19 protein-coding genes are annotated in these 22,376 nt (G+C 69.1%); 3 read left to right on the top strand and 16 right to left on the bottom strand.

Going from position 1 to position 22,376, the window contains the following annotated elements:
- Positions 1 to 2 precede the first annotated feature (2 nt).
- The 4 genes from AX767_RS18675 to AX767_RS18660 are packed head-to-tail and all read right to left on the bottom strand — an operon-like array spanning position 3 to position 3,847.
- The gene (locus AX767_RS18675; RefSeq protein ID WP_068633887.1) at positions 3 to 560 is read right to left on the bottom strand and encodes a histidine phosphatase family protein; all 558 of its coding nucleotides are present in this window, start codon (positions 558 to 560) and stop codon (positions 3 to 5) included.
- Positions 557 to 1,339, bottom strand: coding sequence for an adenosylcobinamide-GDP ribazoletransferase (gene cobS / locus AX767_RS18670; RefSeq protein ID WP_068632686.1), 783 nt, complete (start codon positions 1,337 to 1,339; stop codon positions 557 to 559). The genes AX767_RS18675 and cobS overlap by 4 nt, the downstream gene beginning before the upstream one ends.
- Positions 1,336 to 2,379 (bottom strand): nicotinate-nucleotide--dimethylbenzimidazole phosphoribosyltransferase, encoded by a 1,044-nt coding sequence (gene cobT, locus AX767_RS18665; protein WP_068632685.1) that lies wholly within the window; start codon positions 2,377 to 2,379, stop codon positions 1,336 to 1,338. Before cobT ends, cobS begins: the two co-directional genes overlap by 4 nt.
- A gap of 4 nt (positions 2,380 to 2,383) precedes the next feature.
- A complete protein-coding gene (locus tag AX767_RS18660) occupies positions 2,384 to 3,847 on the bottom strand; it encodes a cobyric acid synthase (RefSeq protein ID WP_068633886.1) in 1,464 nt (487 codons plus the stop codon).
- A gap of 81 nt (positions 3,848 to 3,928) precedes the next feature.
- Between AX767_RS18660 and AX767_RS18655 the strand changes: the two genes are divergently transcribed.
- Together AX767_RS18655 and AX767_RS18650 are read left to right on the top strand one after the other, a co-directional pair.
- Entirely contained in the window at positions 3,929 to 4,537 is a 609-nt protein-coding gene (locus AX767_RS18655) for a phosphatase PAP2 family protein (protein WP_068632684.1), read from the top strand.
- 37 nt (positions 4,538 to 4,574) lie between these two features.
- Positions 4,575 to 5,537, top strand: a complete 963-nt coding sequence (locus AX767_RS18650) for an MBL fold metallo-hydrolase (RefSeq protein ID WP_068633884.1) — start codon at positions 4,575 to 4,577, stop codon at positions 5,535 to 5,537.
- Here AX767_RS18650 and AX767_RS18645 read toward each other — a convergent pair.
- The 5 genes from AX767_RS18645 to AX767_RS18625 form a co-directional block, all read right to left on the bottom strand.
- A complete protein-coding gene (locus AX767_RS18645; RefSeq protein ID WP_237288493.1) occupies positions 5,503 to 6,246 on the bottom strand; it encodes a Coq4 family protein in 744 nt (247 codons plus the stop codon). The genes AX767_RS18650 and AX767_RS18645 overlap by 35 nt on opposite strands.
- A 193-nt stretch (positions 6,247 to 6,439) precedes the next feature.
- Positions 6,440 to 7,879 carry an efflux transporter outer membrane subunit gene (locus AX767_RS18640; protein ID WP_068633878.1) on the bottom strand — a complete coding sequence of 480 codons (1,440 nt, stop codon included), beginning with the start codon at positions 7,877 to 7,879 and terminating at the stop codon, positions 6,440 to 6,442.
- Positions 7,880 to 7,902: 23 nt separating this feature from the next.
- Positions 7,903 to 11,154 (bottom strand): efflux RND transporter permease subunit, encoded by a 3,252-nt coding sequence (locus AX767_RS18635; RefSeq protein ID WP_068632683.1) that lies wholly within the window; start codon positions 11,152 to 11,154, stop codon positions 7,903 to 7,905.
- Positions 11,151 to 12,341, bottom strand: coding sequence for an efflux RND transporter periplasmic adaptor subunit (locus AX767_RS18630; protein ID WP_068632682.1), 1,191 nt, complete (start codon positions 12,339 to 12,341; stop codon positions 11,151 to 11,153). The genes AX767_RS18635 and AX767_RS18630 overlap by 4 nt, the downstream gene beginning before the upstream one ends.
- Before the next feature lie 127 nt (positions 12,342 to 12,468).
- The gene (locus AX767_RS18625; RefSeq protein WP_068632681.1) at positions 12,469 to 13,350 is read right to left on the bottom strand and encodes an alpha/beta hydrolase; all 882 of its coding nucleotides are present in this window, start codon (positions 13,348 to 13,350) and stop codon (positions 12,469 to 12,471) included.
- A gap of 184 nt (positions 13,351 to 13,534) precedes the next feature.
- On the opposite strand from AX767_RS18625, the gene AX767_RS18620 reads away from it, so the two are divergent.
- Positions 13,535 to 14,449, top strand: coding sequence for a LysR family transcriptional regulator (locus AX767_RS18620; protein WP_068632680.1), 915 nt, complete (start codon positions 13,535 to 13,537; stop codon positions 14,447 to 14,449).
- Between the two features lie 17 nt (positions 14,450 to 14,466).
- On the opposite strand, the gene AX767_RS18615 is transcribed toward AX767_RS18620, so the two are convergent.
- From AX767_RS18615 to cobO, 7 genes are read right to left on the bottom strand one after another with little or no spacing between them, the layout of a single operon-like run.
- Entirely contained in the window at positions 14,467 to 15,477 is a 1,011-nt protein-coding gene (locus AX767_RS18615; protein WP_068632679.1) for an aminotransferase class I/II-fold pyridoxal phosphate-dependent enzyme, read from the bottom strand.
- On the bottom strand, positions 15,474 to 15,881 hold the full coding sequence (gene yidD, locus AX767_RS18610; protein WP_082755168.1) for a membrane protein insertion efficiency factor YidD: 408 nt from the start codon (positions 15,879 to 15,881) through the stop codon (positions 15,474 to 15,476). Before yidD ends, AX767_RS18615 begins: the two co-directional genes overlap by 4 nt.
- Positions 15,882 to 15,922: 41 nt before the next feature.
- A complete protein-coding gene (gene cbiB, locus AX767_RS18605) occupies positions 15,923 to 16,876 on the bottom strand; it encodes an adenosylcobinamide-phosphate synthase CbiB (RefSeq protein ID WP_068633876.1) in 954 nt (317 codons plus the stop codon).
- Entirely contained in the window at positions 16,873 to 20,997 is a 4,125-nt protein-coding gene (gene cobN / locus AX767_RS18600; RefSeq protein WP_237288492.1) for a cobaltochelatase subunit CobN, read from the bottom strand. Before cobN ends, cbiB begins: the two co-directional genes overlap by 4 nt.
- A complete protein-coding gene (locus tag AX767_RS18595) occupies positions 20,994 to 21,332 on the bottom strand; it encodes a DUF2149 domain-containing protein (RefSeq protein WP_068632677.1) in 339 nt (112 codons plus the stop codon). The genes cobN and AX767_RS18595 overlap by 4 nt, the downstream gene beginning before the upstream one ends.
- Positions 21,329 to 21,802, bottom strand: coding sequence for a MotA/TolQ/ExbB proton channel family protein (locus AX767_RS18590; protein WP_068632676.1), 474 nt, complete (start codon positions 21,800 to 21,802; stop codon positions 21,329 to 21,331). The genes AX767_RS18595 and AX767_RS18590 overlap by 4 nt, the downstream gene beginning before the upstream one ends.
- A gap of 4 nt (positions 21,803 to 21,806) precedes the next feature.
- Positions 21,807 to 22,376 (bottom strand): cob(I)yrinic acid a,c-diamide adenosyltransferase, encoded by a 570-nt coding sequence (cobO, locus tag AX767_RS18585; RefSeq protein ID WP_068632675.1) that lies wholly within the window; start codon positions 22,374 to 22,376, stop codon positions 21,807 to 21,809.

Genomic DNA, 22,376 nt, shown 5'->3' with positions numbered 1-22,376 from the left:
GATCAAGCGCCCGTCGTTTCGACGAGCTGGCATTCGCCATAGCCGATCGGCTGCGACGGCCATTCGTCGGCACGCTCGACATGCCGCACGCCACGGTGCAGCAACTGCACCGCGCGCATCACGCCGGCATGCGTGACCCACACCGCATCGCGACCCGACGCGCGCCAGTCGTCGAAGGCCCCGCCGACGCGCTGCATGAACCGACGCGTGCTCTCGCCGTGAACGCCGGGGTTCCCGTCGGCGAAGTTGCCGGTCCACGCATCGAAGTCTTCGCGTGCGATGGACGACCAGGGCCGTCCTTCCCACGCGCCGAAATCCATCTCCGCGAGGCGCGGATCGACCCGCGCCTGCAAGTCGGGTCGCAGCGTTGCGAGGGTGCGCGCGAGTTCGGCGCAACGCCGCAGCGGCGACCCGTACAACGCAACGCCGAGGGGAATTTGCGCCACCACGCCCTGCGCCGCCTGCAAGGTCGCTTCGGCCGGCACGCCGACATCGGTGCGGCCGTAGCAGAGCCCCGGCGCCGCCTCGGTGAGCGCGTGTCTGACCAGCCAGAGCTTCACGCGCGCCACGCCAGCGCGACATACATCGCGAGTTCGCACACCTGCTGCGTGGCGCCGAGCCCGTCGCCCGTGAAGCCCTGGAGGCGCCGCCGGAACAGACGCGCCATCCACCCCGCCGCGAGCGCGCACGCGGCGAGCGCCGCGATGGCGTCGATCACGCCCAGCGCCACGACGACCAGCGCGACAGCGGGCAGCGCCCACAGCATGCCGACGAACAAGGCGCTGCCGTCGATGGCGTCGGCGAGCGGCTTCGACTTGCTGGCGCCGCTGTCGCCGACGTAGGGCAGCCATCGGATCAAAAACAGCGGCGCGAGGCGCGACAGCACATGTGCGAACACGATGGCGCTCACCACCGCCCCGGCGCCCTGCCCCGCCATCGCAGCGAGCAAGGCGACCTTGAGGCCGAGCGCGAGCACGAGCGCGATGGCACCGAAGGCGCCGATGCGCGAGTCCTTCATGATCGCCAGCGCGCGCTCCCGGTCGGATGAACCGCCCAGCCCGTCCACGACATCCGCGAGCCCGTCTTCATGGAAGGCGCCCGTCAACAGCACGGTGGCGATCGTGCAAAGGAGTGCCGCCACCATCGCCGGCAGCCCCTGCCAGGCCAGCACGAACACCGCGGCACCGACAAGCCCGACCAGCCACCCCACCCCCGGAAAATGTGCCGCGCTGGCGCGCAACATCTGCGGGCTGAACCCGACCCAGGCCGCCAGTCGCCCGGTGACCGGCACCCGCGTAAAGAACTGCAAGGCCAGCAGGAAGTGACGAACGCCGTTCATTCCGGCGCGCTGTCCTGCCGCGACACGCCCGCTGCCTCGAAGCTCGCCATCTCGCGCAGGATTCGGCAGGCCGATTCGAGCAACGGCCACACCAGCGCGGCGCCCGAGCCTTCGCCCAGGCGCAGGTCGAGCCGAAGCAGCGGTTGCAGGCCGAGCGCCTGCAGCAGCAGCGCGTGTCCCGGCTCGGCCGACTCGTGTGCCGCCACGCAGCGCTGCACCACGTGCGGTTGCAGCCGTGCGGCGACGAGCACGGCCGAGCTCGCGATGAAGCCGTCGAGCACGATCACGCGCCGCTCGTCGGCCGCCTGCAGCACCGCACCCACCAGCGTGGCGATCTCGAAACCGCCGAACGCGGCGAGGGCGTCGAGCGGCGAGCGCGCGTCCACATGCAGCGCCATCGTGTCGCGCAGCACGGTGCGCTTGTGGGCACGACCCGCCGCGTCCAGGCCGGTGCCGGCACCGACGCAGGCCTCGATGTCCTGCCCGGCCAGCCGCGCGAGCAGCATCGACGCGGCCGAGCTGTTGCCGATGCCCATCTCGCCGAGCAGCAGCGCGTTGCCGGGCAAGCCGCGCACGACCGCGCGACCGTTGGCGATGGCCTCTGCGCATTGCGCCGCGCTCATCGCCGCACCGACCGACGCGTCCGCGGTGCCGGCGGCGATCTTGTGGATCAGCAAGCCCGGCTGCGGCGCGAAATCGTGCCGCACGCCGCAATCGACCACCGTGAGCGCGAGGCCGTGCTGCCGCGCGAGCACGCTGACCGCGGCACCGCCCGCCAGAAAGTTCTGCACCATCTGCCAGGTCACGTCGCTCGGGTAGGCCGATACGCCTCGCGCCGCCAGGCCGTGATCGCCCGCGCAGACGAGCATCTGCGGCGCGACCAGCTGCGGCGTTTCGGTGCCGAGGATGCTGCCGAGACGGAGCGCCAGTGCCTCGAGCTGCCCCAATGCGCCCACCGGCTTGGTCTTGTTGTCGAGCCGGTGCTGCAGGCGCTGGAGGAGCACGTCGTCGTGCAGGTCGGAGACGTCGGGAATGTTCATCGTGTCAGTCGATCAGGGCGCGCAGCACGCCCGTTGAAAAGTGGGTGTCGATGTAGTCGGCGAGGCCGTCGAACACCGAGTCGAGCGTGGGCGCACCGGCCCCGAACAACGCGTGCAGCACGGCAGGGTCTTCGAACATGCCGTGCAGGTAGAGGCCGAGCACGTTACCCGCGCTGTTTTGCCAGGCCAGCCCGTCGGGCATGACCGCCGTGGCGAGGTCGCCGGCAGCGGCCATCGCCGTGTGTTCGGCGGTCTGGCCGTGGTGAATCTCGTAGCCGTGCATTGCGACGCCCGAGAGCGCCGCCCAGCCGCCGGTGAGATCACCAAAATGCGCGTCGCGATGCCGCACCGTCTTGTCGGGCGCGAACACCGTGACCAGCGGCAGCAAGCCGAGGCCGGGCGCATTCCCGTCGATGCCGTGCGGATCGATCAGCGCCTCGCCCAGCATCTGCAGCCCGCCGCAAATGCCGAGCACCGCGCCGCCGCGCGAAGCGTGCGCGGCAATGGCGCGGTCCAGCCCCTGTGCACGCAGCCAGGCCAGATCGCCGCTTGTGTGCTTGGAACCGGGCAGCACGATCCAGTCCGCATCGGCCAGTTCGGCCGGAGCGCGCACCCACCGCAAGCGCACCCCCGGCACGTTTTTGAGCGGTTGGAATTCGTCCAGGTTGCTGATGCGCGGATATGCGACGACGGCGATCGTGCGTGTCACTTCGCCGCTGCTGCGCGCGGTGGCGTCGAACACGCCGTCTTCCTCCGGCAGGCCGTGCTGCCACCACATCGGCAAGGTCGCCACGGTCGGCACGCCGGTCATCTCCTGCAGCATCTGCGGCGCGGGTGCGAGCAGTGCCGCGTCGCCACGAAACTTGTTGAGTACGAAGCCGTGCAGCAACGCGCGGTCTGCCTCCGGCATCAGCGCCCAGGTGCCGTAGAGATGCGCGAAGGCGCCGCCACGGTCGATGTCGGTCACGAGCAGGCAGCGCGCCTCGGCGTGCCGCGCGACGCGCAGGTTGACGATGTCGCTCGCCATCAGGTTGATCTCGGCCGGCGAGCCCGCGCCCTCGATCACCACCACGTCGTTCTCGGCACGCAGTTCGTCCAGCGCCTGCGCGATCTGCGGCCACACGCGCTCGCTGCGCCCGCGCCACGGCAAGGCCGACATTTCTTCGCTCACCTGCCCCATCAGCACGACCTGGCTGTGCGTGTCGCGTTCGGGCTTGAGCAGCAGCGGGTTCATGCGCACATCGGGCTCGGCGCGGGCGGCAAGCGACTGGAAGTACTGGGCGCTGCCGATCTCGCCGCCGGCCACGACGCGCGCGTTGTTGCTCATGTTCTGGGCCTTGAACGGCGCCACGCGCAGGCCTTGCCGCGCGTACCAGCGACACAGCGCAGTGGTCAGCCAGCTTTTGCCTGCGCCGCTGGTGGTGCCCAGCACCATGACGCAGCGGGCGGGCCGGTTCTTCTCTCGCATTTCACTCATCGCCGCATTGTCCCCGAGCCTTCTTGCGGCTTGACATGCTGTTGCCACAGACCGCCGCCACGCTCCGTGTCCATGCAAGCGTTGAACCTCCTGCTTTTCGATGTGCTCGGCGCGGGCTTCGCCCCCGATGCGTGGACGCTCGACGTGGCGCGCGCGGCGACAGCGGCATCGGTCTGGGCCGTCGTGACGCTGCTGGCGGGCGCCGTGTGGCGGCATCCGGCTCAGGCCTTCGACGTCGCGCTCGGGCTGGCGTGCGCCGGCTGCGTCGCGGTGATCGCGCACGCGCTGGCGGCCTGGCTCGACTCGCCGCGGCCGTTCATGGTCGGGCTCAGCCCCCCGCACGTTGCACACGGCGCCCGTGGCGGACTGCCCAGCACGCACGCGTCGGTCATGACGGCGCTCGCCGTGTTCCTGATGCTGCGACCGGGCCTGCAACGGGTCGGCATCGCCGCCGCGGCACTCATGCTCGCGACGGGCTGGGCGCGCATCCATCTCGGCCTGCACTTCCCCCTCGACATCGTCGGCGGCATCGTGCTGGGGACGCTCTCGGGCGCGGTCACCGCCGCTGCAGCGCGCCTCCTGCGCCCCTACGGCGTCGCGGTCGCTGCACGGATTTCGCGAGCGAAATCGCGTTCTTCCTCCAGCGTCCTACAGGGCGCGAATCGGTGGCGGCCATACTGACATCCCCTCGTTCCCTCGACGACTGCCGGAGATGTTCATGAAGCGATTTTCCCCACTCGCGGCGCTCGCCGTGTCGGCCCTGCTGGCCCTTCCCGCACTGGCCCAGAACGTCAAGGTGACGTCGCTCGGCGGCATCGACGGCGAGTTTTGCCCACAAGACCGCGCGCTCGTCTTCGAAGACCCGAACGGCACGCGCGTCCTGTACGACCCGGGCCGCACCGTGGCGGGCCCCAGCGATCCGCGGCTCGGCAAGATCGACATCGTGCTGGTGAGCCACATGCACGGCGACCACGTCGGCAATGCGCACACCAAGGCCCCGAACGCCGGCACCTGCGCCAGCCCCGACATGTCCGTCTCGGCACTGCCCAACACCAGCGCGGTGAACATCGCGCTCGCGAAGAATTCGAAGATCGTCACCGGCAGCGAGATGCCGGCCTTCTTCGCGGCCAAGCTCCGCGCGAACGGCGGCGATCCGGCCAACTCGGTTGCCGCACGCTTCGGCGCCAGCGTGACCATCGGCGGCGTGCGCATCGCGACCGTCACCGCGATGCACAGCAATGGCGTCGACCCCGACTTCATCGGCGGCGACCTCGGCAAGGCCATGAAAGACGCGGGCATCGCCGGCGACGTGGGCCTGGCCACCGGCTACGTGCTGCGCTTCAGCAACGGCCTGGTCACCTACCTTTCGGGTGACACCGGCATCACCGCCGATCAGGAGCGCGTCGTGCGCGACTACTACCAGGCGAAGCTGGTGGTGATGAACATCGGCGACGGCCTCACCACCGGCCCGCTCGAGTCGGCCTATGTGATCAACGAACTCGTGAAGCCCGCGGCAGTGATCGCGTCGCACGCAAACGAGGTCGGCACGGTCGGCGGCAAGGTGCGCCCCGGCAGCAAGACCGAGAACTTCGTCAAGGCGGTGAAAGTGCCGGTGCACATTCCGCTCTCGGGCATGCCGATGGAATTCACGTCGGCCGGTGTGTGCGCTGCGGGCTGCTGACAGGCACTTCACCGCCGATGGCCACGTAGGCGACCGGCTCGCCGATGCGGAGTCGCTCACGCGCCGCAATCAGCGGTTCGTGCATCAGCGCTTCGTAGTCTTCGCCCATCAGCCACGCCGCTTTCCGACCGTTGCGATAGCCCTCGGCGATGGCGCGCGCCACGCCCTTGTTGCCTTCGCGCAGGTTTTTCAACACCGCCGCCAGCGCGATGAAGCCCCAGCCCAGGCCGCCGGTCTGCGCGAAGCTGAACGCGACCAGCGCGGCCTCGCCTAACGGATCGTCGGCCTTGTAGCCAGTCAACGCGTGCCAGATGTCGTGCACGTCGCGCTGTCGACGGGCGCACCAGGCGTACGGATGCTCCGCCAGCGGCTCTTTCTCCAGGTTGGAAATCTCCGCCAGGCCTATGGCGGTGTAGCCGGTCTCGCTCAGGAAATCGCGGTAGGTGGCGCCGACGGTGCCGGGCGCAAAACTGGCGATGAAAGCAGGATCGGAGAAGCGCTCGGCCAGTTCGACCCGACGGTAGGCCAGGCGCGGACCGCCGGGCGTCTTGAGCAGCCGCTGGTAATTCTTGACCGCCATCTTGCCGTTGAGCGATCGCATGATGACGAAGACCTGCGTTGTGTCGTCCGGGTTCGACAACAGCTTGCGCACGGCGCGGTACGCCGCCGGAAGGTCGCGCTCGTAGGGCGACTTTGCGGGAGCAATCACCGGGGACTTCTCAGGGGTCAAATCGAGGTCGTTGTTCATGGTCATTGAATCCGGATGCCTGCCGCCAGCGTACCTGCTGAACGACCCGGGCGCCCGCGCCGGGTCATGACGTGAGTTCCTCCTCTGTCTGGCCCGAAAGGCCAGCTTCTAAAGCCCACCGGGGCCTTAACCCGGTGGGCTCTTTTTCGGGCGCTCAGGAAGCGCTGGCCACCTTGGCCGCCGGAACATCCCATCCGCCGCCGAGCGCGCGAATCAGCCCCACCGTCGCCTGGTATTGCGCCGACTTCACCTGCAGCGCCTGACGCCGGTTGCGCAACTCGCTGCGGCGCGCGTCGAGCAGGTCGAGCTGGCTGACGTAGCCATTCCGATAGCGCGAATCGGACAGCACCGTGGCGCGGCGTGCCGAAGCGACCGCCCTCGCCTGCACTTCCGATTGCGCCTGCAGCAGCCGGAGAGACGCCAGCTGGTCTTCGACTTCGCGGAAGGCGACGAGCACCTGCTCGCGGTAGCTGGCCAGCGCGCCATCGAGCTGCGCCGAGGCACCCTGCACGCCCGCCGCTCGACGCCCGCCGTCGAGGATCGGGAGCGACAGCAACGCGCCGATGCCCCACGAACGCGCAGACCACTTGAAGAGGTCGCCGAGCTCGGGCGAAGCGAAGCCGCCGCCGCCGGTGAGCGCGATGGTCGGGAACCAGGCCGCCTCTGCCGCGCCGACGCGGGCCTGCGCGGCCTGCACGGTTTTTTGCGCCGCGACCACGTCGGGCCGGCGTTCGAGCACGGTCGACGGCACGCCGGCCGGAATGGACGGCAAGGCCGTCGACCATTCGGCGGCACGCATCCCGAAGTTGGACGCGATATCGCCGGTCAACACAGCAAGCGCGTGTTCGAGCAAGGCACGCTGGCGGTCGAGCGCGAGCGCTTCCGATTCGGTCGCGGCCAGTTCGGTCTGCACGCGCGCCAGGTCGAGCTCGGCGAGATCGCCCGCGCGCACCCTGCGTTCGATGAGCCGCAGCGTGTCGCCGTAGGCATCGACCTGCTCGCGCACCAGACCGCGCTCGGCGTCGAGCGCACGCAGCGACAGGTAGGTCTGAGCGGTTTCGGCCTGCACCAGCAGGCGCGCGCTTTGCAGCAGCGATTCGCGCGACTGCGCGTCGAGCTTCGCCGCATTGCTCGCGCCCGAGAGCTTGCCGAACAGATCCAGCTCGTACGAAATGCTGGCGCCCGCGCTCAGCAACGTTGACGGCCGGGTGCTCAGGTTGCGATCGAGGCCGGCCTGGCGATTCGCGCCGGCACCGAGCCCGACCTGCACCGCGCGATCGGCGTCGACGGTGCGCGCCAAAGCGCGTGTTTCGGCCAGCCGGGCCGCCGCCTGCTGGATGCTGGTGTTGCCAATGGCTGCGCGCTCGACCACGGCGTCGAGCGCCGGATCGTTGAACGCGCGCCACCAGTCGCCGGCGGCCTGCAAAGGCGCCGCGGTGCCGGCCCTGGCCGATTGCTCCTTGAACTGCGCCGGCGTGGTGATGCCGGTCGCGACTTCGGCGGTCGAGGCGCAACCGGCGAGCACCAGTGCGGCGACGAGCGGCAGCAGCGCGGTGCGCAACGGCCGGGTGAAGGTTGAAAAGCGGAGGGTCATGATCGAATTTCTTTTCGCGTCGTTCATTCGTGCGACGAATGCGGTGCGGCGGGCTGCAGATGCTGGTTGCCAGCGCCGCCGCCCAAAGCAGGGACCGCTGTTGCCGGCAGATCGGATACGGTCGATTCACCTTGCTGCTTCAGCGGCCGGTTGCCGGCCAGGCGGCGCAACACCACGTAGAACACCGGCGTGAGGAACAAGCCGAAGGCCGTCACGCCGATCATTCCGGCGAACACCGCGACGCCCATCGCCTTGCGCATTTCGGAGCCGGCACCGGTCGACAGCACCAGCGGCAGCACACCCATCACGAAGGCCAGCGAGGTCATCAGGATCGGGCGCAGGCGCAGACGGCTGGCCTCGATCGCGGCCTGGATCGGTGACCTGCCTGCGAACTCCAGCTCGCGTGCAAACTCCACGATCAGGATCGCGTTCTTCGCGCTCAGGCCCACCAGCACGATCAGCCCGATCTGCGTGAAGACGTTGTTGTCACCCCCCGATATCCAGACGCCGGTCATCGCGGCGAGCAGGCCCATCGGCACGATCAGGATGATCGCGATCGGCAGCGTCAGGCTCTCGTACTGCGCAGCCAGCACCAGGAACACCAGCAGGATCGACAGCGGGAACACGAGGAACGCGGAGTTGCCGGCCAGGATCTCCTGGTAGGTGAGCTCGGTCCACTCGAAGCTGATGCCCTGGGGCAGCGTTTCGGCCGCGATGCGCGCGACCGTGTCCTGCGCCTGGCCCGACGAAAAGCCGGGTGCGGGGCCGCCGTTCACGTCGGCCGCGAGGTAGCCGTTGTAGCGCATCGCACGCTCGGGGCCAAAGCTCGAATTGACCTTCATGAGCGCCGACAGCGGCACCATTTCGCCAGAGGTCGAGCGCACCTTCAGCAGCCCGACGTCTTCGGCGCGCGCACGGTACGGTGCATCGGCTTGGACCCGCACCGAGTACGTGCGGCCGAACTTGTTGAAGTCGTTCGCGTACAGGCTGCCGAGGTAGATCTGCATCGTGTCGAAGATGTCGGTCACCGGCACGCCGAGCTGGCGCGCCTTGGTGCGGTCGATGTCGGCATAGAGCTGCGGCACGTTGACCTGCCAACTGGTGAACATGCCGGCCAGTTCGGGCGCCTGCGAGGCCTTCGCCATGAACGCTTTCACGGCCTTGTCCATCTCGTCGTAGCCGAGCGAGGCGCGGTCTTCGATCTGCATCTTGAAGCCGCCCGTGGTGCCCAGCCCCGCCACCGGCGGCGGCGGGAACATCACGATGAACGCGTCCTGGATGCTGGAAAAAGCCCCGTTGAGTTGACCCGCCACCGCGCCGCCGCTCTGGTCGACGCGCTTGCGCTCGTCGAAGGGCTTGAGCGTGACGAACACCACGCCCGAGTTCGAGCTGTTGGTGAAGCCGTTGATCGAGAGGCCCGGGAACGCGATCGCGTCTTCCACGTTCGGGTTCTTCTTGACGATCTCGCCCATGCGGTGGATCACATCCTCGGTGCGGTCCAGCGTGGCGCCGTCGGGCAACTGCGCGAAGCCGATCAGGTACTGCTTGTCCTGCGCCGGCACGAAGCCGCTCGGCACTGCCTTGAAGAGGCCGAAGGTCACGCCGATGAGCGCCAGGTAGATCACCAGCATCAGCGTCTTGCGCGAGATTGCGCCCGTCACGCCGCCGCTGTAGGCCTGCGAGCCGCGGTGAAACAGCTTGTTGAAGCCGCGGAACAGCCAGCCGAGCGAGGTGTCCATGCCGCGCGTCAGGGCGTCTTTCGGCTGGTCGTGCCCGCGCAGCAGCAAGGCCGCGAGCGCGGGCGACAGCGTGAGCGAATTGATCGCCGAGATCACCGTCGAGATCGCGATGGTCACCGCGAACTGCTTATAGAACTGGCCGGTCAGTCCGCTGATGAAGGCCAGCGGCACGAACACCGCGACCAGCACCAGCGCGATCGCGATGATCGGCCCCGAGACTTCGCGCATCGCCTTGTAGGTCGCCTCGCGCGGGCTCAGCCCGGCTTCGATGTTGCGCTCCACGTTCTCGACCACGACGATCGCGTCGTCCACCACGATGCCGATGGCCAGCACCAGCCCGAACAGGGAGAGCGCGTTGATCGAGAAGCCCAGCACATGCAGCATCGCGAAGGTGCCGACCACCGACACCGGCACCGCCAGCAACGGAATGATCGAGGCGCGCCAGGTCTGCAGGAACAGGATCACCACGAGCACCACGAGCGCAATGGCTTCGAGCAGCGTGTGAATGACCGATTCGATCGACGCCCGCACGAACTGCGTCGGGTCGTAGGCGATGCGGTACTCGACGCCTTCGGGCATGCCCTTGGCGATGTCGTCCATCGTGGCGCGCACGTCGCGCGAGATGTCCAGCGCGTTGGAACCCGGCGCCTGGAACACGCCCATGCCGACGGCCGCGTCGTTGTTGAGCAGCGAGCGCAGCGAATAGTCGGCCGCGCCCATCTCGAGGCGGCCGATGTCGCGCAGCCGGGTCACGGCGCCGTCGGTGCCGCTCTTGACGATGATGTCGCCGAACTCTTCTTCACTTTGCAAACGCCCCTGCGCATTGATCGACAGCTGCATGTCGACGCCCGTGAGCCCCGGCGATGCACCGACCACGCCGGCGGCGGCCTGGATGTTCTGGCTGCGGATCGCCGCCACCACGTCGCTCGCCGACAGGCCACGCTGCGCGACCTTCTGCGGATCGAGCCAGACGCGCATCGAGTACTCGCCGCCGCCGAAGATCTGCACCTGCCCCACGCCCTGGATGCGGGCGAGCCGGTCTTTCACATTCAGCACCGCGTAGTTGCGCAGGTAGTTGATGTCGTAGCGGTCGTTCGGCGACACGAGGTGCACCACCATCGTGAGGTCGGGCGCGCTCTTGATCGTCGTGAGCCCCAAGCGCCGCACTTCTTCGGGCAGGCGCGGCTCGGCTTGCGACACGCGGTTCTGCACCAGCTGCTGCGCCTTGTCCGGGTCGGTGCCGAGCTTGAAGGTCACGGTCAGCGTCATGACGCCGTCGGTCGTGGCCTGGCTGCCCATGTAGAGCATGCCTTCCACGCCGTTGATCGATTCCTCGAGCGGCGTCGCCACGGTTTCGGCGATCACCTTGGGGTTGGCGCCGGGGTACTGCGCGCGCACGACCACCGAGGGCGGCGCCACGTCGGGGTATTCCGAGATCGGCAAGGCTCGCAGGGCGATGAGCCCTGCGATGACCATCAGCACCGACAGCACGCCGGCGAAGATCGGCCGGTCGATGAAGAACTTCGAGAGATTCATGACGCTTCCTGGGGTGCCACGAGCGCGCCGGGGCGGATGTGCTGCAGGCCGTTCACGACCACGCGTTCACCCGGCTTGAGCCCCTTGCTCACGATGCGCAGGCCGTCGCTCGGCGCGCCGAGCGTCACTTCGCGGTACTCGGCCTTGTTGTCGGCGCCGATCACCATCACGAACTTCTTGGCTTGATCGGTGCCGACCGCGCGTTCGCTCACGAGGATGGCCTTGTCGGTGCGCGCCTGGCCCATGCGGATGCGGGCGAACTGGCCGGGCATCAACGCGCCGTCGGTGTTGTCGAACGCGGCGCGCACGCGCACCGTGCCGCTCTTGGCGTCGACCTGGTTGTCGATGAGCTGCAGCTTGCCGAGCCACGGCGTGCCGTCGCTCACCGCCGTGCCCATCTGCACCGGAATGCGTTCGATGAGGCCGCGCGCACTGCTGCCGGCGGTCGACACGTCTTTCAGTGCCCGCACGATCACGCCCTCGTCGGCATCGAAGCTCGCGTAGATCGGGCTCACCGACACCAGCGTGGTGAGCACCGGTGCACCGGGGCCGGCCGCCACGAGGTTGCCGACCGTCACTTCGAGCTTGCCGATGCGGCCGGCCACCGGCGCACGCACCTGCGTGTAGCCGAGGCTCAGCTTCGCGGTTTGCAGCGACGCTTGCGCGGCGCGCAGGTTGGCGTCGGCTTCGTTGCGGCCGTTGGCACGCTCTTCGAACTCACGCTGCGCGATGGCCTGCTCGTCCCACAGGCGCTTGGCGCGCGCCTGTTCGCTGAGGGCCTGGGCCACGCGGCTCTGGGCGGCAGCGACCTGCGCCGACGCACGATCGACGTCGGCTGCGTAAGGCGCCGGGTCGATGGTGATGAGCAGATCACCCGCCTTCACCAGCGCGCCCTCCTTGAAGTGCACGGCCTGCACGGCACCAGCGACGCGCGAGCGCACGTCGACGCGTTCGACCGCTTCGAGGCGTCCCGAAAAATCGTGCCAGCCGGCGACGTCGCTTTCGGCGACGGTCGCGACCGACACAGGGATCGCCTGCGGTGCGCTCGCGGTCGGCACATCGCTGGCTTCGGCCTTCAGGGTGTGGAGTCCGAGGCCGGCCGAGACCAGCGCAAGGACGGCAGTGAGGCCGGTGACAGTCGGCCAGAGGCCACGACGGGCCAGCAAAGAGAGTTGATTTTTAGACATGGGAAACGTCCTTGTGGTGACTTGGGGATGCAGAAGGCCAGCCCGGCGCGATTGGCGACAGGCGGCGGCTCCGGTGGCCGGGATCACCGGCTACCGAAAATTCGGAAAGGGAAAGAAAGGAGCGGCGTCAGCCAGCTGCTTGGGGGGGCGTCGCGGGCGGTGGCGTCGAGGCGCTGAAGAACTCGCGAAAGTGCTGCTGCACCGTCGCGCTGCACACGCACTCGTTGGCTTCGGGCGCCGACAGCGCCTCCGGCCAGTTGGTCGCCGACGGCAGCACGTTGCTCGTCACCGGGTTGCCGGCATGGCGAAGGCGTTCGGCGAAGGCCAGCGCTTCGTCGCGCATCGGGTCATCGGCACCGACCAGCACCAGCGTCGGCGCGATCTCCGAGAGGCGCAGCGACGCGCCCGGCACGGCATACGGATGCACCGCATCGTTCGGGCAGCGGAAGAAGTCCTGCCAACCCGACGCGAACTTGCAGTCGGTCGCATCACCCGTGGCCTTGCGCAGCGACGCCGTACCGGCACACGGGTCGAGCATCGGCGACAGCAGGATCTGCCCGCCGAGCGGCGGATGCCCGCGGTCGCGCGAAATCAGCGCCACGGCGGCGGCCAGGTTGCCGCCCGCTTCTTCTCCGGCGAGGAACAGCGGCGCGCCCTTGCCGGCGAACTTCACGCGGTTCTTGTAGAGCCACTCGAGCGCGGCGTAGCCGACCTCGATCGGTTCCGGGAACGGATACTTCGGCGCCAGCGGATAGGCCAGCGACACCACGACCGCGCCCGCACCGGCGAGCATCAGGCCGACGGTGCGCCCGTTGTCCAGGTCGCCCGAGACGAAGGTGCCGCCATGAAAATGCAGCACCAGCGGCGAGACGACGCCTTTGGTTTTCGCGCCATAGGTGCGCGCCTTCACCGGCTCGCGATGGGGCAACTCGATGGTGATGTCGGCCTCGGCAACGACCGCCGCGGCGGCGGAACCTCGGGCGACTGGCAGCGGTGAACGGGGTGACATGGCGAACCTGGTGAATGGACGGGGCGCCCGGAGAGGCGATGGATCGAATATAGGACCTGCGGTGCGTTCAAAAACAGCGTTGTGACCCCTTCTCTGTTTCCATTCGAACAACAATCGGCCCAAAAGCGCATGTGAGAATTCCGCAGCGCCGGCATTTCCGCTGCGCGCTGCCAGGAGCACTTCGATGGACCAGATCCAGGCCATGCGGATTTTTGTCCGCGTCGTGGAGGCCGGCACCTTCACCCGTGCCGCAGATTCGCTTGGCCTGCCCAAGGGCACGGTCACCAAACAGATCCAGGCACTGGAAGCGCGCCTGCGCGTCAAATTGCTCAATCGAACCACGCGCCGCGTGACGGTCACGCCGGACGGCGCCGCGTATTTCGAGCGCACCGCGCGCCTCCTGAACGACTTCGACGACATCGAGGCCGGCATGACCAACGCGCAGGCCAACCCGACCGGCCGGTTGCGCATCGACGTCGGCACGCAGATCGCGCGCTACGTCATCTTGCCGGCGCTCGCGCAGTTCATGGAGCGTTATCCAGACATCCAGGTCGACCTGGGCGTGAGCGATCGCGCGATCGATCTCATCACCGACAACATCGACTGCGTGATCCGCGGCGGCGCGCTCACCGACCAGTCGCTCGTGGCACGCCGCATCGGCAGCCTGCCTTTCGTGACCGTGGCGTCACCCGCCTACCTCAAGCGCTACGGCATGCCGCAGCACCCGAACGACATCGAAAAGCGCCACCAGCTCGTCGGCTTCTTTTCGGGCAGCACGCGCCGGCCCTATCCGCACGAGTTTCACAAGGGCGACGAGGTGATCGACCTGACCGGGCCGTACCGCGTGTCGGTCAACGACGGCAACGCGCATCTGGCCGCTGTGCTGGGTGGCTTCGGCATTTCGCAGTGCGTGCGCCTCGTGGTCGAGCCGCACTTGGCGAACGGTGAGCTGGTGGAAGTACTGCCCGACTGGCTCTGCCCGCCGATCCCGATGCACGTGGTCTACCCGCCGAACCGCCACCTGAGCGCCAAGGTGCGTGCCTTCGTGGACTGGGCCGCGGAGCTGTTCGCGAAGAACCCGCACCTGCAGCAGCGCTGACCCGGCCGCAGCGCTTTTCAGCCGCGCCGCATCACATCTGCCAGCGCCTGCTGGCTCGCTGGCGGCATCACCGCCATCCGCACATGACCTGGCAGGCCGAAGGACGCACAGTCGCGCAGCTTGATGCCGCGGGCGCGCAATGCGGGCAACAGAGTGTCGAGCGGTTGCTCTACCCGTGCGCAGAAGAAGTTGGCATCGCTCGCCAGCAGGTGCCATCCCGGCATCGCCCCCAGGCACGCGCGTTGCGCAGCCTTCCAGACGCGCAGGGTGACCAGGCTCTCCGCGAGCCATGCCTGCACTTCCGCCGACACCCACGCCTCCAGCAACGCTGCACCGTGTGCGCCGAGCGGCCAGGACGGCGCGAGGGCCTCGAGCCGCTGTTGCAGCGCCGCCGCCACGTCGTTCGCAGGCGCGATCGCGTAAGCGGCGCGCACTCCCGTCAGGCCGAGCGCCTTGTTGGGCGTCCACAGCTGCCAGAGGCGATCGCGCTGGCCGGCGTCGAGCGCTGGCCGACCTTCCAGTCGCAGCGGCGCGTAGGCCATATCGAGTACGCGGGCGCCCTCCCCGCTCCAGGCATCGATGCGCGCGCCCAGCGCTGGCGGCGTTTGCCCCAGCGGGCTCGACGGGTCGCAGCACCAGACAAGGTCGGCAGTCCCTGCGGCGCCGTCGTCGCGGATCAGGTGGAGCTGCCAGGCCGATGCGGCGTGCGCGTAGTCGCCATAGCTGTGGGTCGGCACCGCGACCGTCCGGCCGCCCGACTGCGCGACCGCCGCGGTGACGCGGGCGATGAATTCGCTGCCGCTCGCCGCGACCACGATGCGCGATGCAGCGACGCCGTGAAAGCTGGCGAGCCGCGTGCGCAGCGCGGTCGACTGCGGGTCCGGATAGCGGCTTGCATCGGCCGCCCGAACCGCCGCCAGCGCGGCCGGACAGGGCCCGCACGCATTGCTGTTGGTCGAGAAATCGTGCGGCACCGGACCCGATGCATCCACGCCGCCGTGAACCGCTTGCCCTGCGTTCGCACTCATGGCGTGCGCGGAATGTGCATGTATTCGGGCGTGCTGCGTTCTTTTTTCCTGTGGGCCCGTGGGTCGCCGCAGCCGCGCGGCAGATCGCAGGTCGCCACATCGCAGCAGTCCAGGTCGAGCCCGTCGCACGAGACATCGCAAAAGCCGGCCTCTCGAAGACGCGACGCGGACAGCGCCGGTGCCGAGTGGCGCCGATGCACGGCGGCGCAACGCGCGAAGCGCTGCCGAAGGATGCCGATGCCGCGCCACACGCCGTGGCGCCGGATCGCGCGATAGCCGAGCGCCGAACAGCTCGCGCAGCCCGTGTGGCAACGGTAAGCACACGAGAAGCCCTTGTACGGCGAGATGAAGCGCTGGTAGCCGCGGATTGCTGCGAGCGCCGCCAACACGGCCGGGTGCGACATGGCGAGTCCTTTCATCGGAGTGGGCCGCAGTGTGCCAGCCGTCAGGCCCGCGCAGCCGCCCACAGCGTCACGCTGGCCGCAGTCGCCATCCACACCACCGAGACTGCTCCCCATCGCGCCGCGCGGTGCAGCTCGGCCGCCTCGGGCGTGCGACCCGCTGCGTTGAGCACGTAGACCCCCGGCTTGCCCAGGCGCACGCCGAGCAGCAGTGCCATCGCGGCCATCGGCCAACCACTGTTCGGTGACGGTGTGCGCGCCGCTTCGCGCCACAGCCCGGACGGCCAGTGCCGCGCCGCGACGCCCAGCAGCAACGCGGTGATGCGTGCCGGCACCCACGACAGCACATCGTCCGCCCGCGCTGCGAATTTGCCGGCCCAGCTCCAGTCGCGGCCGCCGCGTTCGCCACGGTAGCCCCACATCGCATCGGCCGTGTTCGCGAAACGGTAGACCGCGGCGCCGGGCAGGCCGAGCAGCACGAACCAGAACACCGGCGCGACGACGGAATCGTTGAGGTTTTCGGCGAGCGATTCGATGGCGCTCTCCCGCACCGCCGCAGCGGTCAGGTCGCTCACGTCGCGGCTCACCAGCCGGGCCAGCTGCGCGCTCCCGGCGTCGAGCGATACGCCCAGTGCGGCTTCGACGGCCAGCACTTCGTCCCGCAACATGCGCCACGCGAGCAAGGGCTTGAGCGCGACGCCGAGCAGCACCCCACCCGCCCACCACGGGAGCCAGCGGACCAGCGCACCGACGGCCAGTGCGGCGATCAGAACCATCGCGGCACCCGCACACCAGGCCAATGCGCCGGCGACGAAAGGCTTCAGCTGTTGCAGGCTGCCCGCAGCGGCCAGCGGTGCGATGCGACGGCCGATCCAGCCGAGGTAATGCCCCATCCAGACCACCGGATGCCAGCGTGCGGGCGGTTCGCCGAGTCGCCAGTCGACGGCGAGCGCGAGCCACAGCGCGAGCACCGGGACGAATGCGCCCGCCATGCTCATGCGCCCGCGATGGTGCGCACAGCCGGCCGGCGCGACTGGCGCCATGCGCCGGCCAGCAGCACCAGCGCCAGCCCAAGCAACGCGGCGAGGCTCGCGATCAGCGACTGCGTCGGCGCCGGCACGCGTGGCGACTCCGGCTGCGGCGTCAGTTGCAGGCCCCGCACCGGCGTCGGGGCATCGGGGTCCGGCGCAGGGGCCTCGGCCGCTGCGCTCATCGGCGGCTGTGCGGCCGCGACTTCGACCGGACGCGGTGCCACGGGCCATGCGTTGCGGCGCGGCGCGCTGCCGTCCGCCGCTGCAGCGTCGGTGGCCTCGCCGGCCTGGCGCGCGGCGAAGCGTTGCACCGCCGCATTGCCGTCGCGCTGGCCGGTCGCCTGGATCGCCGCGTTGTAGGCCTGCACCAGTTCGCGCCGGGTCGCTGCATCGGGCTCCCAGTACTTGAGGCGCACCGCGTCGAGCATGCGTTCCAGCGTCTGCGCGAAGGCGGCGCGGTTGTCGCCTTCGAGCCATTCGCGCGTGCCGAGCTGGTACTTGTCGCGCACGTAGACCTCGTGCAGCGATTGCCAGTGGTCTTGCCGCACCGCCTGCGGGGCCGTCACCTGCCAGCCCCACAGAAACTGCGCGGTCTTGAGCACTTGCAGCGTGCCGCTGTAGCCCTCGGCCTTCTGGGCGTTGATCCACTGCGGATGCAGGTAACGCGTCTGCATTTCCTTGGCGATCGCGGTGTCGGCGCTGTCGGTGCGCACCTCGCTGCCGTCGCGCAGGTTCTGCACATACAACGCCGGGCTCTTGCCGGTGAGCTCGCGCACCGCGAGCGCGATGCCCCCGAGGTACTGGAACGGATCGTCGCTGGTGAGCATGCCGTAGGTGTTCGAGGTGCGCGAGAGCAGCGCCGCGTCGACCTGCGCGAGGTTGGCCGCATAGGCCTTGTGGCGACCCATGCCGTCGACATCGTCGCCCTGCGCGTGGCCCATGCGGTCGAGGTAGAGCGCCGCCATCTGCGCATCCCCGCCCGCCTTGTCCTGCATTTTCCAGGTGTCGCTGGCGAGCGCCGCGTCGGCCAGGCCGCTGCCGTAGCTGCCCTGTGCATTGGAGAACACGCGCGCCGTCGACCAGCGCTGCGCCTGTGCCGGCGTTGCGCCTTCGGCGACCATGCGGGCAGCCAGCGCGTCGCTGTTGCGGGCCACGAAGTTGTCTTGCTCCCGCAGCAGCGCGACCTGCCGCACGGCCGTGTCGAGCCAGCGCATCACGGTCGGGAACTGGTCGCGATAGGAACCGGTGACGCTCACCAGCACGTCCATGCGCGGGCGCTTGAGCGCATCCATCGGCAGCGTGTCGACACCGACCACGCGGCCGGCTTCGTCCCAGCGCGGCTTCACGCCCATCGCGTAGAAGGCCTGGCTTTCCATCACGCCCTGGTGCCGCATCGTCTCGCCGGCCCACAGCGTGAAGGCGATCTTCTCGGGCGGCTTGCCGCCATGCGTCTTGCGGTGCTCGGCCACCCAGGCGTCGAGTGCGGCCACGGCCGTGTCCCAGGCCTCGCGCGTCGGCACGCGGCTCGGATCGAAACCGTAGAGGTTGCGCCCGGTCGGCAGGCTGTCGGGGTTGCGCACCGGGTCGCCGCCGTAGCTCGACGCGAGATGCCGCGCATCCAGCGCACTGAGGAAGCCTTCGATTTCCTCGTTGCGCGCGAGCACCGCATCGAGTTTCTGCGCGCGCTCGGCCAGCGCGAGCAGCGCGGCGCTGTCGAGCTTCTTTGCCTCGGCGCGGTTCGGGATGGCGCTGGCCATGTGCGGCTGCGCGGCGTCGACGGCGCGCAGGTCGAGCGTGCTGGCGGCGCGCGCATCGGTCAGCGCCGCGGCCAGCCAGCGCGCGGGCCGCGAGGCCGCAAGGTTCTTCGCGTCGAGCAGGAACACCTCGTCGATGTCTTCGCCGAGCGCCTCGATCAGCGGCTTGCGGAGGATCTGCAGGATGGTCGTGCGGCGGCGCTCGGCATCGGGCACTTCGCCGAACGCAGCCAGGCCGAGCGGCTGCGCGGTCATCGCGAGCTCGTCGAGGAACGGGTGCAGCAGCTCCATGAAACCACTGAAGTCGGCGAGGATCTGCTCGCGCGTCCACTTGAGGTCGCGGTGGTATTGGTGCTCGACGAACTGCGCGGTGAGCCGCGCTTCGAGCTCGACCTTTACCGGCCCGGGCGAGACGTTCTCCCAGTCGTGCATGAGCTCGTGCATCTCCTGCACCTGCGGGCGGAAACCGGCCGGCGAGAACATCGGCGTCGAGTGGCTCACCAACACCGCGCGGCCGCGCCGCTTGGCGGTCACGGCCTCGCCGAGGTTGTCCATGATGTACGGGTACACGTTGGGCAGGTCGCCCAGCGCGAGCAGCGGATCGTCCTGCGTCGCGAGGCCGCGCTCCTTGCCGGGCGCCCATTCGAGCGTGCCGTGCGTGCCGACGTGCACCACCGCGCTGGCGCCGAATTGCGTGCGCAGCCAGAGATAGGTCGCGAGGTAGCTGTGGCTCAGCGGCGTGGCCGAGCGGTGGTAGATGGTCTTGGCTTTCTGCGATGGATCGTTGCCCGGCTCCTGCCGCGGCGGCTGCGGCAGCACCACGACGTTGCCGAACGCGACGCGCGGGATCACGAAGGCCGGCTCGCCGGCGACCGTGCGCAGCATCGCCGACTTCTCGGGCGCGCCCCAGTGGCTTTCGATGCGCCGCTGCGTCTCGGGCGGCAACGCACGGAACCAGGCCATATAGCTGCGCAGCGGCAACGCATCGGCCAGGCCGCGCGTCTGCAACGGCGCCAGCATTTCGGGTTTGTAGAAGGCCGACATGGTGGCCTGAACCTGCGGCGTGATCGCATCGGCTGCAGGGGCCTCGGTGCGGTAGCCCGCCGTCTGCATCGCGGCCAGCATGTTGTGCAGGCTCTTGGGCACATTGAGGAACGAGGCGCCGAAGTTGCCCTCGCCGGCCGGATAGTTGTAGACCAGCATCGCGACGCGGCGCTCGGCGGGCGCGATCTGGCGCAGGCGCAACAGCGACGCGGCCTTGGCCGCCACGGCCGCGATTTGCGACGGGATCGGCTGCAACGCGCCGCTCACCGGATCGCGTGCGGTGATCAGCATCGCGTCGACCATGCCGGCCAGCTCGCTCGGCGTGTAGTAGGACGCCACGTCGGACTGCGCAAAGCCGTCCTTGCTGGCGGCCCACTGCGCCGCGTCCATCGCCAGCGCGGGCATCGTCTGCAGCACCGGCACGCCGATGCGCTCCAGCTCGGCCTTGCGCTCGGTCGGGTTGAACACCAGCGCCGCGTTGATGACGAGGTCGGCCACGCGACGCGGCGCGGCGCCCGTGTTCGCATGCGTCATCCCGAAGAACAGGTCTTTTTGCTGACGCGGGCCGTAGAACGCATAGGCGCCCAGGCCGCGCTGTTCCAGCGTGCCGATGAGCTGGTCGAGCCAGCCGGTGTCGTCGCTGCTGAAGACCGCGTTGTTGACCGCGATGGCCACCGTCTTGCCCGGTCCGCGCGACGGCAAGCGGTCGAGCGCCGCGATGTCCGACTCGATGCGCGGCCAGCCCGGGTGATAGAAGCCGGCCAGCGGCACCTGCACCGGCGCGGGCAATCCGTCGAGCACGCCGATGCGGCGCAACGCCGTCATCGATGCGGCCATGTTGGCGGCGCCGGCGAAGCGCCAGTAGGCACGCAGGCGCTGCGCCCAGGCGGCGTCCACGCCACGCTCCGCGGCCAGCGGCACGGCCGCCGACGACTGGCCGCGCGACACGGCAGAGAACTCGCCAACCAGCACGTAGGGCGTCGCGCTCTTGCCGATCGCTTCGCCGAAGCGCACTGCCGTGTTCTGCGCCACGCTCGGGTGCGGCGTGTCGATGACCAGCAGGCTCGCACCCTCGATGGCGCGCGCCAGCACATCGGGTGCATCGCGCTCGGCGGACACGGTGGTGAGCGGGACGCCGGCCTGTTGCGCTGCCGACTGCAGCTTCGCCAGGCGCGCCGGCGACACGAGGTAGGTGCTCAGCAGCACCACGCGTGGCGGCTCGGCCGCCTCTGCCGCAAAGCCCAGCGTCAGCAGGCACAGGGCGGCCCAGGTGGCGCGCAACACCTTCACGGTTTGCCGGTGGCCGGCACGTAGACCAGGGTGCCGTCCTTCATGCGGTAGGCCGTGCCGGCCTTCTCGCCATCGCCCTCGCCCGAGGCGCCGCTCGCCTTGAAGCGCGTGATCTTCTGGCCGTCCTTCTGCAGGATCTCCATGTCGGGCTGGCCTTCGTTGCGGATGATGGTCAGCTTGTCCTGCGCGAACGGATTCATCGGGTTGTTGATCACCGCGATCATCAGCATGCCGATGACCACCATGAACACGTCGATCAGGTTGATGGTCGAGAGCACCGGATCGTCGTCATCGGTGTCCAGGCTGTTCAAGATGGAAAACTGGCGTTTGCTCATGCCGCGACCTGCTGTGCGTCGAGCACCATCACCAGTTCGCGCATGAGCCAGCGGCGGCGCACGGTGTAGACGACGAAGGTGATCGACGCGGCGGCCAGCGCCACGATCACGCTCGCGAACGCTGGCGCCAGGCTTTGCGCCACGCCCTGCGATTCACCCGAGGCCACGGCCACCAGCGCCGGGCCCATCGGGATCATGGTCGCGATGAGGCCGAGCATCGGCGCGACGCGGCTGCACAGCCGCACGCCCTCGAGCTCCTTGAGCACCGCGAGCTCCATCTGGTCTTGTCCACCGATCGCGCTCGCGCCGAGCACCAGCGCACGCGATGGCGCACGGCGCCGCTGCAAGTACTCGATGCCGAAAGCGCCGAGGCAGTACACGGCGTAGACGAACGAGAGCAGCACGCCCAGCGTGACGGGCCAGAGGAACAGGCGCGCCAGCTCGAAGAGGATGGTGTCGAAAGCGAACATCGGGTCAATCCTCGATGCCGCGCTGGGCGGGAATGCCGGCCTTGAAGGCGTGCTTGACCATGGTCATCTCGGTCACGGTGTCGGCCAGCTCGATGAGCTCGGGCGGGCAGCGCCGGCCCGTCAGCACCACGTGCACTTCCTTCGGCCGCGCGCGCAGCGTCTCGAGCACGCCGTCGAGCGGCAGCCAGCCGTAGATCAGCGGATACGTGATCTCGTCGAGCACCACGAGAAAGTGGTCGCCCGAAAGGATCGCCGCCTTGGCCTTCTCCCAGCCATCGCGCGCCAGTTGCGCCGAATGTTCCAGGTCCTGGCTCTTCCAGCTGAAGCCGTCGCCGAGCCCTTCGATCGGGATGCCGATCTGCTCGAACATGCGGTGTTCGCCGAAGCGCGCGCTCGGCACCTTCATGAACTGGAAGATCTTCACGGCCTTGCCGCGGCCGTGGGCGCGCAGCGCGAGGCCGAAGGCTGCGGTGCTCTTGCCCTTGCCGTCGCCCGTGTTGACGATGACGATGCCGCGGCGTTCGCCCTCGGGCTTGTCGTAGGGCTTGGCACTGGGTGGGGTTTCGATCTGCAT

Origin of the sequence: Variovorax sp. PAMC 28711 (assembly GCF_001577265.1) — a bacterium.
Lineage (GTDB): Bacteria > Pseudomonadota > Gammaproteobacteria > Burkholderiales > Burkholderiaceae_C > Variovorax.
This window is presented reverse-complemented; position numbering and strand designations above follow the sequence as displayed.